The following is a 15717-nucleotide window of genomic DNA, read 5'->3' on the forward strand; positions in this document are numbered from 1 at the left end:
GGATCACCGTAATGAGTGAAACCACGAATCTACTCGTATCGAGGCACTTAAAGAATCCCAACAAGACCAGCCTGACACCATACATATTCATTCTGCTCCCGATTGCCTACCTCACGCTGGTCATGTTCTGGCCGCTGCTCCAAGAAATAGTCATCAGTTTCAAGGACACGAAGCTGATGGAGCCCAATGGTGGCGAGTTCGTGGGATTCGAGAATTATCGTCGCTTGTTGGCGAATAACGAACTCAGTTCCTCAGTCTGGATCACCATCCTATACACCGCGACCACGGTAGTCAGTTCTCTCGTGCTCGGAGTGATTAGTGCATTGGCACTCGATATTCCATTTCGAGGCAGAACCGTGGCCCGCTCCGTGATGCTCTTCGGCTATGCCGTTCCAAGCGTTGCCGCAATTCTGGTTTGGTCTTGGATGTTTAATGATCGCTCCGGAGTGCTCAACTCGATTGCGGACGGGTTGGGAATGACCAGTCAAAAGTGGCTGACCTCGCCTGAACTCGCACTATGGTCAGTCACAATGGTCACCGTTTGGCAAGTGACGCCTCTTGTCATGCTAGTCGTACTCGCAGCTCTGCAGTCAGTTCCGTCCGAAGTAAAGGAGGCGGCTCAAATCGACGGTGCTGATGGTCTGAACGTGCTGCGCTCAGTCACAATCCCACATATCCGTCCATCGATCACATTAGTTGGACTCCTTGTCACCGTCTGGACGATCCGGAGATTTGAAGTGGTCTATCTCCTAACGGGTGGTGGCCCCAGCAAGAGCACCAACATCTTAGTCGTTGGACTCCGACAAACGGCTTTCGAAAACTACCATCTCGGCGAAGCCGCAGTTTTTGGAGTGATCGGGCTTATTTTGGCAATCATCCTGGTGACTGCGAGTGAGCTGCTAAAGAAGATGAGGGACCTCTGATGAGCCAATACCCGTCGTCACGCATCACGCGACTTATCGTGCGGTATGCGCTACTTCTCATTCTGGTAGTCATCGCAGGTTTTCCAATCTATTGGATGCTCAACACTGCGCTAGCAGACCCCGAGACACTGTATACGAAAGACGGCCAGTCAAGTTGGCTTCAGCTTGATCGACTACCCGAATTCTTCAATTCACTCAGCACAGTCCCTGTTTTCATGTGGCTCAGAAATTCCACATTTATCGCCGCGGGAACCACTGTCCTGAGTCTGTTGCTTGGAATTCTCGCTGGATATGCACTCAGTCGATTCCGATTCCGTGGCAAGGGCGTCGTTTCTACTCTTATGTACACCACCCAGGTGATTCCGGAGGCTCTTATTCTCGTTCCGCTCTACGGCTTGTTCGTTTCGCTCGGTCTGATCAACAGCCTGTGGGGGCTTGTCATAGCCAATGCAGGATTTGCGCTCCCAGTGGCCGCGTTCATTGTCAAAAGCGCCGTCGACTCCGTGCCGTACGAAATCGAGGAAGCTGCAATGGTCGATAACACACCCCGATTCACCGTGTTGACTATGATCGTCTGCCCGCTCATCCTTCCAAGCCTTGCTGCGGCTGCAGTTATCACGTTCTTTGCAGCATGGAATGAGTACTTGTTCGCCGCCACCTTCCTCCTCGACTCCGGACAATGGCCTGCAAGCGTCGGCCTAGCGTCGTTTATCGGCCAATACGATACGCCTCTGCCCGCGGTCATGGGAGCGGCCGTCGTGTTCAGCATTCCAGCGATTGTGTTCTTCCTACTTGTTCAGAGAAAGATCGTCTCCGGACTTACCGCCGGCGCAGTGAAAGGTTAATTATGACTAGCTTGACATTCGACCGCATCACCAAGAAGTTCGGTGACGCAACGATCATCGACGAGCTCAGCGCCGAAGTTGACGACGGCGAGTTCCTCGTCCTCCTCGGACCATCCGGATGTGGGAAGTCGACATTGCTCCGCCTTATTGCGGGTCTAACTGATGTCAGTGATGGACGTCTACTACTGGGAGATGAGCTCGCTAACGATTGGGGTGTCCACCGCAGAGGGGTCGCTTTCGTATTCCAGACCTACGCGCTCTACCCACACATGCGCGTCAGCGAGAATATCTCCTTCCCTCTAGTCATGGAACGTTTCAAACCATGGCACCACATACCAATCGTCAACTTCTTTGCCCGAAGAGCGATCTCTCGCAAACCCGAAGTCACCAAGCGGACAGAAGAAATCGCCAGCCAACTTGGACTGACCGATCTCATGTCTCGACGACCCGCAAGTCTTTCTGGTGGCCAACGCCAACGCGTTGCATTGGCTCGTGCCCTGGTTCGCGATCCCTCTCTCTACCTACTCGACGAACCTCTGTCGAACCTCGATGCAAAGCTCCGAACACAGATGCGCAGCGAGATTACTGAGTTGCATAAGAAAGTGCAAAAGACCTTTGTCTATGTCACCCACGATCAAGTGGAGGCGATGACGATGGCGACGAAAATTATCATTCTCGATAAGGGCGAAGTGCAGCAGATAGGAAGCCCAGACGACATATATGCTCGCCCTGCAAATACATTCGTCGCCCGGTTCGTCGGCTCGCCTCCGATCAACTTGTTACCCGTCATAGCATCAAAGCAGCAATTGAGTAGCGCCCGCCAAATCTGGACTCATCCTGGGCCTGTACCGACGGCAGAGAGCCTATTGCTCGGTATACGGCCGGAGAAATTGAGACTTTCCGCGAGCAGCCAATGCAAGCTCTCAGCTCGCGTGGAAATCGTCGAACGGCTTGGGGCCGAGACGCTGCTTGGATGCAGTCTCGAACAAACGGAGGCACCTGCTGATTCAGTGATTTCTGACGATAGACAGAACCGCATCTTTGTGAGAATTCCTGACAACCCCAAGTTGCAGGTTGGAGACACTTGCTACATCGACTATTCGCCCGACGATGTCACTTGGTTCGATGGCGCACGAGGCAACCGCATCGACGACGCCTCCCGTCCCATCTGACAGATTGTAAAACAGAGAAAAAGGAGAATAACGATATGGATCGCTACCACGTCACAGCGACTGGCCATAGTTTGAACTACCTGCCCGAATACGCCGCCGAATGGAACGGATTCTTCCATGACGAAAACATTGCCTATTCAGTCTCAGTACCCAGTCCCTGGGACCAAGTGCTCGATGACTTGCGGTCGGGAAGCGCCGAGGCAGCTCTTGGCGGAATCTGGGTCCCATCAATGTATCGCGGCCGTGCGGACACATTCACTCCATTTGCCAAAATTGCAGGTAGAGCGCCTCTCGCACTACTAGGGAGAGGAGACTCCAAACACTTTAGCGTCGCAGATACCGTCGGCAAGACGGTGCTTATGAAGGGTAGCAATGGAGCTAGCGTCGGACTGTATTTCAAGATGCTCCTGCGCGAGAACGGCATCGATCCAACGAGGGTCAACTTCATTCAGGACCTCGACGGTGCGATGCTGAGTGAGTTGTTCGTCGGCGGAATGGGCGACTACCTACTAATCGACCAGCTCAGTGCCGAACACGTGGCTGATTCAAATGACGTAACGATCGTCTTCTCAGCAGTACGCGAAGGAGGCGACATACCGTGGAGCGTCTATTACGTTCGCGGCGGACTTGATGACGCGAATCGATCATTGCACGAACGTTTCTACCGCGCTATTGCTCGAGGCACCGAATGGATCTTGCATCACCAAGTCGAGGAATATCTACCGCAACTTGTAGAACTCTTTCCTGGTAGGAACCCCGAGCTTCTGCGTTCGCTGGCACAGTCTTTCAAAGACAACGGTATGTGGTCAACCCCACAGATTGATCAGAAACCGTACGAACGATGGCAGAAAGGCATTAAGGACGGGCACCTCATTCACTCGACGATTTCTCACGACGATTTCGTCGACACGCCTTGATTAACCATGTATTTTGTTTCGCCACTTGAGATCGGTGCAATCCGGTACTGAACGCTGCCAGAGTCTCGCTGCGCAGGAAGAGGATTAAAGTTTGCGAGTCGACCAAAAGCCAACACGACGTTGAGTCTCATGCTCCAAACAATCACTCCGGAAATTGAACAATAGCCTTTCACTGCTACCAGGTCGGGTGGCCCACCGACGAAGTATAGCGGGCCATCCGACCTGGGATGCTTCGCCGTGGTCGATTTCGAAGGATCCGATATCAGCAGCGCGGTTCACCACAGGGTTGTTAGAAGCGATTTTCGAGACACGACGAACCTGCTTCTGCGACTGGGTCTTCCGCAGTCCAGAACGCGATGAGACACCATGGCAAACTAAGCGTCATCGAACATCGCGGCTCCGCCGACCTCAGCCCAACGCGCAGCCCTTGACGCCGTCAGCCACAAGAAAACCAATAAGTCCACAGGACAAATGACACTCGATCTCTATGCCGGCGAAAATGCCTCGACGATAGCAAATCTACGAATCGCAGGCTCAGCATCAAACCTGCTCATCGTCCACACCACCTACGACTAGCTTGGCTTCCACTTCGAAGAGGAGACAGCCTTCCACCTTATCTTTGTGATACTCGTCGATACCACGCCGAAGTCCGGCAGCATTCGCGTCCTCGTCGAACTCAGACTCGGACTCGTCACCAAACACCGGACCACCTTCACTCAACGTCTGCAACGGGTCAATTCCAACACTTACCGAGCCACCATCGCCAACCAATTGTGTTGAGAACTCGGCAGCCATTACAGGGGCTTCACAGGTTCTTTATGTGTGATTGCTCTGAATTTCCAGGCAAAAGAAGTCCGACGCGCAAAATTGAGTCCTCTCTAGAAGGACGGGTTGATCCGCAGAGCATTGCCGACCTCTCAGTCGGCCACGTCGGCTTCCCACTCGAAGACCACAAATGCTGCCCAGTTGCGATTCGTTGTCGGAACCAGTACCTTGAGTGTTCTGACTAGCTCGGTGATGTTCCGGAGTGCCTCACGTCAAGACCCCCGGCAAATTAGGGCCGTGCCTCACGTAAATTATCCCCGGGAACTGTTCTCATCCCGCCTGGGTCGGCCTGATGCGAATACCCGAGGAGTCAGGCAGCGCCTGCTTGGCCTCGATCTCGCGCTCCATGCGCGTGGTCTTACCAGCCGCGAGCTTGATCAGCCTCTGTTGGATGCGGTCGATCTCGGCCGCGATATGCACCGGGTCAAGGCCAGCCTTGTAAGCCTTGACCTCTGTGGTCTGGTCCAGGCTGAGGATCCCTGAGTCCAACAGACGAACGAACGGGGTCCGCGGTGTGTCATAGACACGTTTGCGCCGACCCACCGAATCGGTGGAGTATCCGGTGGGTTTCTTCGTCGGAGTGAAGTAGTTCAACCGGTCGTTGACCAGCGCCCAGAGCGCGGTCAGGAGGCCGTGTTCGGTTGCCGTGTCGTAACGGTAGTAGAACCCGTATCGACGCACGAGATGGTTGTTTTTCGACTCGATCGTGGCCTGATCATTCTTCGTATAGGGCCTGCCGCGGGTGAAGAAGATCTTCCGCTGGGCCGCCCAGTCGATGAGGTCGTGATTGATGAATTCCGAGCCGTTGTCGAAGTCGAGGCCCGTCACGAGATACGGCGCTGCCGTCACGAAGGCTGTGCAGGCATCCACGATGTGCACAGCGGCGTTGTTCTTGATCGCGTGCGTGTAGACCCACCCGGTATGCATGTCGGTGTAGTTGACCGAGCGGATGAACTCGCCCTTCAATGTCGGGCCGCAGTGGGCGACGGTATCGACTTCGAAGAACCCGGGTTCGGCTTCGACTTCGTCACCGGCCTTACGAACCTGGATCGAGTTGCGCAGCAGGGTGCCCGGCTTCGTTGCCGACTTCCCGCGGAGGGTGTCTTTGGCCCGGGCCGGTGCCAGGTACCGGTCGATCGTGGCTGGACTCATCGACACCAGTTCGTCGCGCACGCTTGTGCTGTAGCGGCGTTGGCCCGGGATCAGGCGGTCGTGGGCTTCGAGGGAGTCGAGGAGATCGGCCATTGCCGCGGCGAGGTATTTGCCGCAGATTCCACCAGCGACGGACCACACGTATTGCAGGATCTTGATCGCGTCGTAGGAGTACTTGCGGGCTTTGGTCTTCCTGCGATCGATCACGGCCACGGTGGCGTTGGCTCTGCCTTTGGGTTGGCGAGTCCGACGCATGAGTTGTTGGCGAGCGTGGTCGCGGTTCCAGCCGGTGATGTCGGTGACGGCATCGAGGATGGCCGACTTCTGATGTCTATCGGCCTTGGCATACGCGGTGGCGTATTTCTTCGTGATCTCGATTCTGGTGTTCATGGAAACGTCCTTGTCGACCATGACCCCATCGTCGTCGTGTCCGTGTTCCCGGGTGAAGAGTTTCGCGGGGAAATTTATGTGAGGCACGACCCCTGGCTACGCGGGGACTATCCATGAGTCTCGTCGTGTTCTTGACCCGCAATGACACGAACACTAAGGTTAACAACTACTAGTATCGATGCCCCCACGCCACGACCGGCGGTTGCGTTGCACAACGCCCCTACTCTGTCTCGTGCTGAACCGGTGTGGTCATTGACTTGGCACCCGCAGCCGTAGTGAACTTTGTACCAGTCTCAAAGTATGCGGGTAGTCAGAGTCAGAGAGGCTCTGATTCTGAAGTGTAATAGAGCCAGCCGCATCATCTATGGGGAATCGAAGCCGAAAGCAGCACGGTTGGTGAAGCCGATGAGCGCGTGCAGCCATGACGAGACCACGAGTCTGCCCAAGTGAAATAACATGTCAGGTTCTTTGCGGACAGAGCCATGACCGCCCGTTAACTCATCGTTGGCTATCACGACCTGTGGCACCTCGAGCAGTATTTCCGGACTCCAATGCTCGCGTTCGAGCCCGATCATTCGTCTTCAGTGTGGGGCGATCGATGCACATCTCACGGCGGCGTTCACAGCATTGGCAGTCGCGAGGTGCATACAGGAAGCGATAGGAGCGTCGCGCATGCAAGTTGTTAGTCCCACACGACGGACGTTAGCCGAGGTCACGGGTAATATCGGTGGACACGAGAGCGTGTCCCATCTGACAGCCAACGGGCAGCTGACGTATTCGTTAGTGGAGCCCTGCTCGATTGCAGCTCGACTTAGTCAAGGTCGTGGCATTGAGCGAAGCGCGGCCCGCGCCGACCGTGCAAGTTATGATCAAGAACCTAAACATCATCTGGGTGACCAGTGCCATCACGACCAAAACGACTAGGTGGTCTCGATGCGGATCAATCACAGTGGTGCAATGTGGACGGGTCTCGAGTGGCCGAGCTATCGATTGATGGCCCCTCCTGGGTGGTTGCGGCATTGGAAAATACCAGCTTTTTCGAATGCAATACGGCTCGTGGATATGAGCTGCTGGCTTCGGAAGAGTCAATTTGGCTGGGCAGAACACGAACGATGAGATAGACCGATTCGAGCACCTCCTAGTTGCTGTTAAGACGGGCGGTTTCGATGATTGCCGGTCCGACAGCAACGCCAATGAATCAGAACCGGGCGACTGTGGTTCGGTCATTTTCATGCATGGTCTTGTCCTTTCGTTGGACTAGGGTCACTAGTTATTGAACCGGGCACCACATCGTTACGATGAACCCACACCGCTGGTCGACAGTTCGTCCGCTCTCCCCACCAATCGAGTAGCAACACTAACCGTCAGGAAAGCATGACCGGCCTGAAACCCTCGGAATGGTTCACTTCATCGCGATAACGGTGCCTATATTGGTTGGTAGATCGCAAACGGAGTGCGGCAACACTTACAAGGTATCGCCTCGAACACGTGGACTTCCTCAAGTTCCAGAGTCGGAGGCATTTCTCCCCTCTAGCTCACAAAGATCGCTAAACGTTTGGTTGAGCGTGGGTTTATCCCGCCACAGCGATAGAACCTGCTTTTCCTCAATCGCAGCCAGAATACCCTGTCGCCATTGCCGGCACTTTCGGCGATAGGTTCACTCTACCCATTACACCATCGCCGTCTACAACCTAACTCTGGTATCCCAGAGTCATCGGTTGGTGACACTGTTTCATCCGGAATCGCCGTTGTAGGGTTACACTCACGTGTTTTTCACCTCTGCTTCAAACCTATAGGTTGGATTGCAGGCTCATCATCTGCACCTAACCCGATCATGGGATTTTCTGCTGTCTCGGTGTCGGAGAAACCGCTCACTGGTCTTCTTGACCGCGACAGCGGGAACCGTCCGTTAAGGTGTCCTCCGCCCATGCATCGCCAGGTGCAATACCAATCGATTTGCGTGGGCAAGCTAGCCATCTCCGCGGGCTTGGGGCGTCGAACTCAAGTCAAGTTCCTCCGCGGGCGAATTGTATTCGTCACCATTGCATTGCTAGAAGTGACTGGATGGAAATGGTCACCGCGTCTGTCATAGTCTGCTATATACAGTAGTAGTGCAAGAGTGTTCGTCTGACTGCATTCGATCGGCCAGTACCTCATTACAACTGTCCGCAATGCATCATTGCAGATGGGACGGGTCGAGACCGATGCTGCGACGGATACCGGAACGGATGCCGAAGCCTGCCACGATTGCGACCGCGAGCCCCGTGCCCATGACGATCCACGCACGCACAGGCACCTCGGAGGCCACGCGCTGCTCGTCAGCTTCTTGCGCGAATACCGTGTCGTCATCAACGTCGGATTTCTTCGCGGCATCCTTGTCCTTGCTGCTCGTGGACTGCTTTCCTCCGCCAGCCCCGCCAGCCGAGCCAGTGCCAGCCTGTCCGGAACCGGCCGCGCCGCCTCCGGCTCCGCCGGCGTTCTGCTGCTGGCCACCGTTGCCGGCTGCTGCGCTGTAGTCCCCGGCTCCCGGCGCATAGTCGCCGAGCGAAATGGTCACCGGTTCGGCCGCCTTGTAGAAATCGCGGACCCCGCCCGAGGTGAACCAATACGAGTACTGGCCGGTCTTGTGCTGGAAGTCGACGAAGCTCTGTGGGAACGATCCCCAGTAGTCGGAGTTCTCACCATCCTTCTTCGCTTGAGCCGAGGCGTTCTCATCCGAGCCGCCCACCGCACTGCCCGACGATCCCTGCTTGCCTTTGCTGTCATACTTCACGCCGAGGTAGTCGGGGGTGGCGGTGATGTGGCCGTCATCGAGGAGGGCATCGACATCGACCTTGGCGAAGTTCGCCATCGTCACCGATTCAGCCTTGAGCGTCACCCACTTCGAGGAGTCGAACATGTCGGCTCCGTAGCCGCTGAGGCTCGCGGTGAGCGTGCCCTTGCCGCTGGAGTCGACCTCGAGCTTAGGATCGGTGGCCGACCAGTAGGTCATGCCGCCGTAGAACGCGACGGTGAAGCTGCCCTTCCATTGGACGGTGACTCCGGAATCGGTTTCGCTGACCTCGCCGCTCTTGATCGCCACACGCGACTGTGTCCAGGACCCCTTACGTGAGGTCGAGACCGACTCGCCGGTGGGATCGAGGCACCTGTTGTCCCAGGATGCTTCCTTGAAGGTCGAACCCTCCGGTTTTTCGATCGTGACATTCCCCGACTTCGATGCGTAGAAGCCACCTCCGCCGCTCGGCCAGACCTTGGCACCGCCGGAGTCCTTCGACTTGCCTGCGACGAGGAAGTTGCAGCCGCCGTAGAACGCACCGCCGTTGGCTTCCTGATTGAGCGACCAGTACAGGGTTGCCGAGCCATCGCCCGAAGTGCCGGTCTTGCCGTCATCGCCCGAGCCTTTGTCACCAGAACCGTCATCGCCCGCACCGCTGCCGTCATCACCGGGATTGTCCGGGTCGGGGGTGTGGTCACCGTCCCCCGGCTCCTCGACCGATTGGCTGTAGGAGACCTTCAGGGGGTTCGTCTTCTTCCGCGGCTGGATCGAGGTGCTTGCACCGTCGGTCGTGTACCAGTATGAGTCCTGACCGGTATCGACGTTGAAGTCGATCCAGTCCTGAGGCATCGCACCCCACCAGGATTGGTTGTCGGCAGTCTGCTTCGCCTGCGGGTTGCGGCCGTCCGTGTCGGTCTTCACGTCGAGGTAGTCGGGAGTGAATTCGAACCCGGTGTCTTGTATGTCGACCTTCCCCTTCTGGAGCTCGACGATGGTTCCCTTCTTGGGAGTCAGCTCCTTCCAGACGCTCGGATCGTCCATGTCAGCGCCATACCCGGAGTAGGTTCCGGTGATGGTGCCCTGGCCGTTCTCAACCGTCAGGGTGGGATCGGAGATGGTCCAGTACGTCATGCCGCCGTAGTAGACGAAAGTCCAGGAACCCTTCCAGGTGATGGCGGCATTGTCGGCGGCAGGATCGACGGTGCCCTGACCGTTCGTGATCCTCACAATGTCTCCGGTGTGATTGGGCTTCGCTGTCGTATTCGTCGCTCCATTGACCAAGGTGCCGTCGGCAGATTTACACCTAGATGCAAATGTACTGTATGTGTTGTCGGTCTTGACGATCGAAACGTTTCCGTCGGTGAAGTTTCCGGAGTCATCGGTGCCGGCGAGTTTCGCGGTGTCCTCGGCTGTCCACACCTTCGAAAGCCCCGCGTCGCCGGCCTTGCCCGCGGTTAGGAAGTTGCACCCTCCGAAATAGGAACCGCCGGTCGACTCGTCGTTGACCGACCATTCGAAGACGGCATCGTCAATCGTGCTCTCGCCTTCGGTGGGAGCGGTTGTCGAATCATCAGTCGCCGAGCTCGTCGTCCCGGGAGTCGAGTACGGCGCGGTCATGGCTCGTGCCGGAGCACCGAGGCCGAGCCCCAGCAACCCGAGTACTGCGATACCGGCCGCTCCCCGCAGGAATGAACCCTGCCGGAAGGTCCTCTGCCGAAATGGCTTCCGCACGGCAGATCTCCGTGCGAGTGAAGAGCTTTGCGTGTTCATCTCTGATCGTTGTCCGTTCTCGTCCCCGGGGACGGTCCGTGAGCGTGTCGTCATTTCGTTTCCGGGAGGGTCGTTGTCTCCGCTTCGTCCGCACGCACACGAGCCAGAACCCGAGTGTCCCTGCGCTCCTCGGGATCCGTCTGTGCGTCTGCTCCACCGTCTGTCAGCTTTCCGGCTCCCGGGACGAAACCGCCCGTGTAGAAGTCCGGTGCGGAACCATCGCCCGCCTCTGCCGCGACTCGCGACCTGCTGCCCGGCCCCGTGTTCTCATCCTCGAAGAAGGCGATCACCTGCGGCGGGAGCTTCCCGGCCCCATTGCTGCCACCCTGATGGCTGCTCTGGGCCACGGCGCGTTCGGAGCTGCGTTCGAGCTTGGCCAGCTGCAGCTTCTTCCGCCGCTGCATCCTGATCCTCCGCTTGGCCAGCTTGTGTTTGGTTCTGATCCGCTTCTTCTCTCGCCGATCACGTTCCTTCTCCATGGCTGCCGGACTGACGCCGAGCAGGAGGCTCTTGACCGCGAGGTAGCCGCCGATGCCGAAGCCGAGTCCGATCGCGATGATCGATCCGAGCACGAGGACTCCGGCGAGTATCGCGAAGAAGATCAGCCACGAGGTGCTCATCGGTGGTTCGCTTTCCACGGGTGCGACCGCAGGAGCCTGCACACCGGCGTCGTTCGCGGTCCCGCTGCCAGTAGTGCCGCTGCCGGAGGTGCCGGTGTCGGCAGAGGTTGTCTCGGCCGCATCTGTGGTCTCGGTGTCGTCCTTCTTCTCTGACTCGCTGTCCGAGGCCATTGCGTCCTCGTCCTTCTTCTCCGCGTCCCCGCTCGCGGCAGCACCGGAGGCGGAGAAGTCGACAGGGGTGAAGGATTCGTTGTTCGCGTTCGTGACTCCGTGAGCCCCGATCGTGATGATCCCGCACTGAACTTGGGTGCAGTCGACCTGCGTCTCATTCTGAGCCCGGTCGTAGGTCGTGAAGGTCGACCCCGGCACCCGAATCGTCGCCTTCCATGTGCCGTTCGCCGCAATCTCTCCGCCGTTGGCCGCATAGGCCGTGCTCGAGCCCGGGAACGTGACGAAGACCTGATAACCGGTCGGATTCGTCTCGTCGTCGTAGACGTAGCGGTAGTTCGTCCCTGTGACTCCGCCTTTGCTCGGGCGCCAGCCGCCGGATTGGTCGTCGACCCACCCGAAGAGGACGTAGATTCCTCCGAATCCGCCCTCAACCGACTGGAATCCCGAACCGGAGAGGTCGAGGGATGATTCCCCGTCGGCCTTCGGGGTCCCGAACACGGACACCTTGGCGGCCGCCTCGGCGGGGCTGGGGTTCAACGTCGTCGAGGTCAGGGTCACGAGCACGGCCAGGAGGCCGGTGATCGTGATGAGCGCCAGGATCTTCTTCACCGGCGCCGAGGTGGTCGCTCGCTTGCGTACCGCGTTCAGCATGGGCTTTCCTTTCGACCGGCTCGCACGGGCACCACCAGGGGCGCACCGGTGTTCGGGTCGGCAACGATTGTCACTGGGTAGTCGTAGACGGAACTGATGAGGTCGGCAGTCAGCACCTCGGAGGGCTGGCCTTGGGCGATGATCGATCCGTCGGAGATCATGGCGATCCGATCGGCATAGGCACCGGCGATGTCGAGGTTGTGGACGATGATGACCACGGCGCCTCCTGTAGCGGCGTAGTCCTTGGCCTGCTGCAGGACCAGCTCCTGATGACGGATGTCCATGGGAGCCGTCGGTTCGTCGAGCAGAAGCGCGGGTGTGGCCTGGGCAAGCACGCGAGCCAGGGCCACCCTGGCCTTCTCACCGCCGGAGAGCGAGGTGAACTTTCGAGCAGCGAACTGCACGGTCTCCGTCCTCGACATGGCGCCGGAGACGATGAGGTCATCATGCTGAGACTCGCGCAGGCCCGCCCACGGAGACCGGCCCATCTCGACCACCTCGAGGACCGTGAAGGGGAAGGCAAGACCGATGTCCTGGAGGAGGACGGCTCGGCGCATCGCCAGCTCACGGGTCGACCACGAGTACTCCACCTCGTCGTCGATGTAGACCTTGCCCACGTCGAGCTCCACGTCGGCGGTGACGACATTGACCAGGGTCGACTTGCCCGCACCATTGGGTCCGACGATCGCCAGCACCTCTCCGCAATTGATGTCGAGGTCGATGCCGGCCAGAATCCGCCGATCTCCGAAGCTGACCTCGGCACCCCGCACGGAGATGATGGGCTTGCCCGGGACGGGGAAGTCGGGGCGGCGAACCTGGGAGCGGTTGAGGGAGATAATGCTCATGCCCAGCCTCCGGACTCTCGGCGACTGCGTCGGATGAGGTAGAAGAAGAACGGTCCGCCCACCAGGGAGGTGAGCATGCCGATCGGCAGATCGGCGAATTCGACGAGGGTGCGAGCGGCGAGATCCGCAATGGACAGCAGCACCGCACCGCCGAGGACGGTGGCCGGCAGCAACAGCCGGTGCCCGGGGCCGATGATCATGCGGATGATGTGCGGGACGACGAGGCCGACGAAGGCGATGATCCCGCAGAAGGCGACGGCGGCGGACACGAGGAGAGCGACGACGGCCATGACGATGAGCCGCAGTCTCTCGACATTGACGCCGACGTGCCGGGCGCTCTTCTCCCCCAGGGACAGGAGATCGAGACCCGGGGCCAAGGTCTGAGCGATGATGATGCCGAAGACGATGAGCGGGAGGATGAGCCCGACCTGCGACCACAGGCTGCCGTTGAAGCTGCCCATCTGCCAGAACACGATCTGCTCTCTCGCCGAGGTGGGAGCGGCGAAGGTGATGTAGGCGATCGCCGCTCCGGCGATGGCATTGACAGCGACGCCCGTGAGCACAAGCGTGATCACCTCGGTGCGGCCGCCAGAGCGGGAGACCGTGTAGACGATGAACGTCGTGATCAGGCCGCTGGCGAAGGCCAACGCCGGAGTCGTGAAGCCGCCGAGGAAGGTCCAGCCGAAGAGGATCGATGCACTGGCGCCGACGGCGGCGCCGGAGGAAACCCCGACGACACCTGGTTCGGCCAGGGGGTTGCCGAAGACGCCCTGCATCATCGCTCCGGCCACGGCCAGTGCCGCGCCGACGAGGACCGTCATCACGACGCGGGGGAAACGCACCTGCCACAGGGCCTCCTCGCCGAACTCACGGCTTGGCCCCGGCAACCAGTCGATGCCGACCTTGTTCAGCAGGGATCCGACGACCTCGAGCGGAGGGATGAAGAGCTGGCCGATCGCGGCCGAGAGGATGCAGGCGGCCACGAGCGCGATGATGAGGACGAGGAACAGGGTTCCGGCCCGCGCAGTCCGCTGGCCTCGAAGCTTGCCGAGGTCGAGCTCGCCGGCATCGGCGGTGACATCGAGCCCGACGGTCGGGTCGACCCGCGCTGAGCGGCCACCGCCCGAATTCTGGTCGTAATGTCGCTGCGAGCGGCGCAGAGGCAGGCCCTGCGTGTCGGTGGACTCACTCATGAGTCCTCGTCTTCCAGTTCTTCATTGATCTCTTCCAAGCGCTTTTCGATCGATGTCGGTGGATGGTCAGGGTGGTAGGCGAGGTCCGGGGCATAGATCGCGGTTCCGAGTGCCGCGAGGATCTGCGCCGAACGCGGCCCGAAGCTCATCACTTCGTAGTCGCTCATATCGACGATGCGCTTGTTCTCGCCTGCGGGCGTCTGCTTGATGCCGGGAAGCTCGAGGGCCTTGTCGATTCCGCCCACCGAGGCCAGCCCGAGGGTCATGACGATGATGACGTCGGGAGCAGCCTTGATCAGCGCTTCTGAGTTCGTCGGCGACATGCCTTCGAACCCGACCTCGGCGGCGACGTCACGGGCAGAGACAGATTGGATGAGCGAGTCGGCACCCGATCCAACGCCGAACCAGTAGTAGATGCTGCCGCGCAGGTAGAGGAACACCGTCCGCGGACGATCGGCCGGCTGCTTCGGTGCCAACTTGGCTATGGCCTTCTTCGTCTCATCGATCTCCTGCACGGTTCGCTCGGCGAGTTTCTCGCCGAGTTCGGAGACGCCGAGTGCCTCGGCGACCTCGCGGATCTGCGGTCCTGCCGAACGCACACCCTCGGAATAGGAGGATGAGATGAAGATCACGGGGATTCCGGCGTTCCGCAGCTGAAGCTGGGCGTCGTAGGGTCCGATCGTCGTGTCTGTGAGGATCACGTCTGGTGACAGCGCCAGCACCGCCTCGGCGTTGATCTCATGCCCTCCCTGAGTGATGAGGGGAAGCTGCTGGGCACCGGGGACCAGCTGGGTGAAGTCGGTGGCGATGTCACGTCCGACAAGGTTGCAGCCGAATCCGAGCCCGACAACGGCAGCGGCGATCCCGCCGTTCTGATTCATGGCGAGGATCCGGTCGGTCTTCTTCACCGTCTGCTGCGGGCCGTCGTTGCTTGTGACGGTCACCGGCAGGTTCGCTTCATGGGCAGCGGTGTCAGAGACCGGCGGAATCTCTCCCGCCTGGGTGTAGGCGGTCGTCGGCCCGGTGATCTCCGTCGGGTCCGGGAGTGCGGACCGGTCGACGTGAGGAACCGTCGGCATATTCGGAGTCAATCGTGCGGGAGGCTGCTGGCATGCGGCCTCACCTTGGGCGTTGATCGAACCGACGTTGTGGATACCGTTGTTCCACAGCAGGATCGCCAGTATCAGACCGCCTGCGAGCCAGGCAGTTCTGCGGAAGGAGCGCTGACGCAGCGCCCTCCGCAATGTCCACTTCGGCATGAGTTACCCGAACATCTCTACTAGTCAGGTTAATTAGGCAAGGCTGCTTCAATTAAGGTTAGGCTCGCCTTGTTTTTTTAGGTTATATCTGTGTAGTCTATTTACCGTTCAGCAAATCCACAAGTTTTGCTGAAGTTCGGTCCAGGCACGGCAACGGCTCCTGGAATCACGCAGTCATCGCCGCCTTCGGCGCAAAGAATGAGGAGAA

Annotated in this window: 11 protein-coding genes; 4 read left to right on the forward strand and 7 right to left on the reverse strand. The window is 58.9% G+C overall.

Annotated features, from left to right (window positions below; translation table 11 throughout):
- Positions 1 to 11 precede the first annotated feature (11 nt).
- The 4 genes from FO013_RS14400 to FO013_RS14415 are packed head-to-tail and all read left to right on the forward strand — an operon-like array spanning position 12 to position 3857.
- Entirely contained in the window at positions 12 to 923 is a 912-nt protein-coding gene (locus tag FO013_RS14400; protein ID WP_143923262.1) for a carbohydrate ABC transporter permease, read from the forward strand.
- Positions 923 to 1768, forward strand: a complete 846-nt coding sequence (locus FO013_RS14405) for a carbohydrate ABC transporter permease (protein WP_143923263.1) — start codon at positions 923 to 925, stop codon at positions 1766 to 1768. The genes FO013_RS14400 and FO013_RS14405 overlap by 1 nt, the downstream gene beginning before the upstream one ends.
- An 11-nt stretch (positions 1769 to 1779) precedes the next feature.
- Positions 1780 to 2940, forward strand: a complete 1161-nt coding sequence (locus FO013_RS14410) for an ABC transporter ATP-binding protein (protein ID WP_222103642.1) — start codon at positions 1780 to 1782, stop codon at positions 2938 to 2940.
- 35 nt (positions 2941 to 2975) lie between these two features.
- A complete protein-coding gene (locus FO013_RS14415) occupies positions 2976 to 3857 on the forward strand; it encodes an ABC transporter substrate-binding protein (RefSeq protein WP_143923265.1) in 882 nt (293 codons plus the stop codon).
- Positions 3858 to 4397: 540 nt separating this feature from the next.
- On the opposite strand, the gene FO013_RS14420 is transcribed toward FO013_RS14415, so the two are convergent.
- From FO013_RS14420 to FO013_RS14450, 7 genes are all read right to left on the reverse strand, one after another.
- On the reverse strand, positions 4398 to 4652 hold the full coding sequence (locus FO013_RS14420; RefSeq protein WP_143923266.1) for a hypothetical protein: 255 nt from the start codon (positions 4650 to 4652) through the stop codon (positions 4398 to 4400).
- A 300-nt stretch (positions 4653 to 4952) separates the two neighbouring features.
- The gene (locus FO013_RS14425) at positions 4953 to 6224 is read right to left on the reverse strand and encodes a DDE-type integrase/transposase/recombinase (protein WP_186293130.1); all 1272 of its coding nucleotides are present in this window, start codon (positions 6222 to 6224) and stop codon (positions 4953 to 4955) included.
- Between the two features lie 2176 nt (positions 6225 to 8400).
- Positions 8401 to 10731 carry an HtaA domain-containing protein gene (locus FO013_RS14430; protein WP_186293131.1) on the reverse strand — a complete coding sequence of 777 codons (2331 nt, stop codon included), beginning with the start codon at positions 10729 to 10731 and terminating at the stop codon, positions 8401 to 8403.
- Positions 10732 to 10820: 89 nt separating this feature from the next.
- On the reverse strand, positions 10821 to 12212 hold the full coding sequence (locus tag FO013_RS14435; RefSeq protein WP_143923268.1) for a hypothetical protein: 1392 nt from the start codon (positions 12210 to 12212) through the stop codon (positions 10821 to 10823).
- Positions 12206 to 13057, reverse strand: coding sequence for a heme ABC transporter ATP-binding protein (locus FO013_RS14440; protein ID WP_143923269.1), 852 nt, complete (start codon positions 13055 to 13057; stop codon positions 12206 to 12208). Before FO013_RS14440 ends, FO013_RS14435 begins: the two co-directional genes overlap by 7 nt.
- On the reverse strand, positions 13054 to 14250 hold the full coding sequence (locus FO013_RS14445; RefSeq protein ID WP_143923270.1) for a FecCD family ABC transporter permease: 1197 nt from the start codon (positions 14248 to 14250) through the stop codon (positions 13054 to 13056). Before FO013_RS14445 ends, FO013_RS14440 begins: the two co-directional genes overlap by 4 nt.
- Positions 14247 to 15509: a heme/hemin ABC transporter substrate-binding protein gene (locus tag FO013_RS14450; protein WP_143923271.1), complete on the reverse strand. Its 1263-nt coding sequence runs from the start codon at positions 15507 to 15509 to the stop codon at positions 14247 to 14249. The genes FO013_RS14445 and FO013_RS14450 overlap by 4 nt, the downstream gene beginning before the upstream one ends.
- Positions 15510 to 15717: the final 208 nt, after the last annotated feature.

This window comes from Brevibacterium aurantiacum (assembly GCF_007558825.1).
In the GTDB taxonomy this organism is placed as follows: domain Bacteria; phylum Actinomycetota; class Actinomycetes; order Actinomycetales; family Brevibacteriaceae; genus Brevibacterium; species Brevibacterium aurantiacum_A.

Coding starts and splice junctions, on each gene's coding strand:
- FO013_RS14415 (WP_143923265.1), top strand. CDS start 2,976: ATGGATCGCTACCACGTCACAGCGACTGGCCATAGTTTGAACTACCTG.
- FO013_RS14425 (WP_186293130.1), bottom strand. CDS start 6,224: ATGAACACCAGAATCGAGATCACGAAGAAATACGCCACCGCGTATGCC.
- FO013_RS14440 (WP_143923269.1), bottom strand. CDS start 13,057: ATGAGCATTATCTCCCTCAACCGCTCCCAGGTTCGCCGCCCCGACTTC.
- FO013_RS14405 (WP_143923263.1), top strand. CDS start 923: ATGAGCCAATACCCGTCGTCACGCATCACGCGACTTATCGTGCGGTAT.
- FO013_RS14435 (WP_143923268.1), bottom strand. CDS start 12,212: ATGCTGAACGCGGTACGCAAGCGAGCGACCACCTCGGCGCCGGTGAAG.
- FO013_RS14450 (WP_143923271.1), bottom strand. CDS start 15,509: ATGCCGAAGTGGACATTGCGGAGGGCGCTGCGTCAGCGCTCCTTCCGC.
- FO013_RS14400 (WP_143923262.1), top strand. CDS start 12: ATGAGTGAAACCACGAATCTACTCGTATCGAGGCACTTAAAGAATCCC.
- FO013_RS14420 (WP_143923266.1), bottom strand. CDS start 4,652: ATGGCTGCCGAGTTCTCAACACAATTGGTTGGCGATGGTGGCTCGGTA.
- FO013_RS14445 (WP_143923270.1), bottom strand. CDS start 14,250: ATGAGTGAGTCCACCGACACGCAGGGCCTGCCTCTGCGCCGCTCGCAG.